Annotated in this window: 2 protein-coding genes; both read left to right on the top strand. The window is 61.5% G+C overall.

Annotated features, from left to right (window positions below):
* Positions 1-357 (top strand): hypothetical protein (locus FS320_RS47385; RefSeq protein ID WP_210252254.1); only part of this gene is annotated, 357 nt, incomplete at its 5' end.
* Positions 358-937: 580 nt separating this feature from the next.
* The coding region (locus tag FS320_RS42385) for a DNA translocase FtsK (RefSeq protein WP_274597304.1) at positions 938-1,963 on the top strand (1,026 nt) is incomplete at its 3' end.

Here is a 1,963-nt window from a genome sequence, read left to right as displayed (position 1 = left end):
CCGTGCCGTAGGATCGAAATCCCGCAGCCCATGCTGGAAAAAACCGCCAGAGGAGCCCGCAACACCGCCGACGATCCCGCCGAACCTTTGCCGCTCATAGCCAGAGCCAGATCAAATCAAAGCTCACACCAGTCGGACCCGCCCGAAACATCGCTGCCCCGGGGCCGTGGAAATCCAACTGGTCGAAAATCCCCCAGCGCCAAACCGCACCAGGAAGGAGGCGCCGATATAAACGCTTCCAAGACGATTGCAAGAGACATCTTCAATGTCTCGTTGCGTGCAGGGGAGGGAATGTGGGGGGATGCCTTAGTTCTTAACGGATATGGGGAGGAGGTCCCGGTTTTTAAAGGGTTGTGAACAATATGTCATGCTGGGGACAAGTACGGGCAGCCGTGCTTCGCGTTCGCCTCCTAATCCTCTTTTTACCTTTGGCAGGCGTAATCGGAGCGAACCTCCTCTCGGGCTGATTGACTCAGCCCCAACATCATAACAGACAATGCATTTCAAACGACGGTCTCCATCTTCCGCCGCCCATGGTTATGGCTCTCTCAAGCGGGAAGATGACAAACATCCGGAATTTGACGGCCACGGAGAGAAAGAGCCATCTGTCAGGTCTGCGCAGGCTCCTGCGGCGGGGGCGCGCCAAGCGTCGTTTCAAGACCCCTCCCAAGCATCGTCCCAAGCCTCTTCCTTCGAACCTCATCGGGAGATCGATAGCGTATCCATGGACGATTCCGACCGCGGATTGAGACAGGGGCTGTCACGGCCAAGAATGGCTGACGAACGTTCCCGCTCCCGGGAGATCGTTGTGGATCGGGCTTTGCGGGATAGGGGCCCCAATGGCGCTCCCCGCGGAGACGTCTGGGAGCAATCGTTTTCCATGTCTCCGGATGTCCGCTTCACACGCACACCCGAACGCGTTCTGAAAGAGCGCAGGATGCAGACGACTCCCCAATCGACACCGGATGTTGCGGAAAGGCAGGCGAAAGAGATCGCCTCCGTCCGAGCGGCCGATCCTGCTCCTGCGGTCCAGGAGAGGCTGCTCGCGCTCCAGACCAAAGCGGCCTCGCAGGAGGTTGGTAACGGTGCGCCACGCGCTTTCACCCGCACCCCTTCTCATGCGCCGGATCAGGTCAAGCGGGCCGTTCCCGTGAGGCCGCGAGGAGAAGCTCCTCAAAGGAACGGGCCGGTCGCTGCGGAACCTGTCGCTACGCCGAAGGCCATCGAGCAGGCAGTTCTTCCTGCAACGAGCAGCCCTGCTCCCTATGAGCTTCCTGCCGTTCAGCAATCCTATAGCTTCATGTGGCAGCCGGGGACTTATCTGCTGGATCCGACGCTGCCGACGTCATCGGCGCCGGCCCCTGCTACTGCGCCCGTTCAGGTCAAGCGAGAGGAGAGGGCTCCGATCGTTAAGAAAGCAGCGCCAGCGGTTGCCGCTTCGCCACGCGTTCCAGCGCCGCCTCCGGCCGAGCCCGAAGTGCTGCCGTGGGAGGATGACGAGGACGCCTCCGAGGGTCTCATGGACGATGAGGACGTCATCGAGGTGCCGCCGCGGCGCGCAGCCGTCGTAACGCAGCCACGCGTCAACAAAGGTCCGATCGTTCCGGCCCCTGCCAATGACAGCTTCCGCCGTGACAACTATGCATCGGTATCGGTTGGTGTCTCCGCGCCTGTGGGAGCCTCGTTCGAGTTCGAGCTTCCGGCCTTGGATCTTCTGGCGGAGCCGAAGATCTGGGACAGCGCAGAGGTGCCGGTCGAGATGTTGCAGGAGAATGCTGCGACCCTCGAGAACGTGCTGTGGGACTTCAACGTCAAGGGCGAGATCATCAACGTTCGTCCCGGTCCGGTTGTGACGCTGTATGAGCTTGAGCCTGCGCCTGGGACGAAGTCGTCGCGGGTGATCTCGCTGGCCGACGACATCGCGCGCTCGATGAGCGCGGTCTCGGCCCGCGTGGCGGTGGTG

The sequence above is a fragment of the Microvirga tunisiensis genome (genome assembly GCF_009296175.1).
Taxonomy (GTDB): Bacteria; Pseudomonadota; Alphaproteobacteria; order Rhizobiales; family Beijerinckiaceae; genus Microvirga; species Microvirga tunisiensis.
Note: the sequence above shows the minus strand (reverse complement) of the source record. Positions and strands in the feature narration are given on the sequence as shown.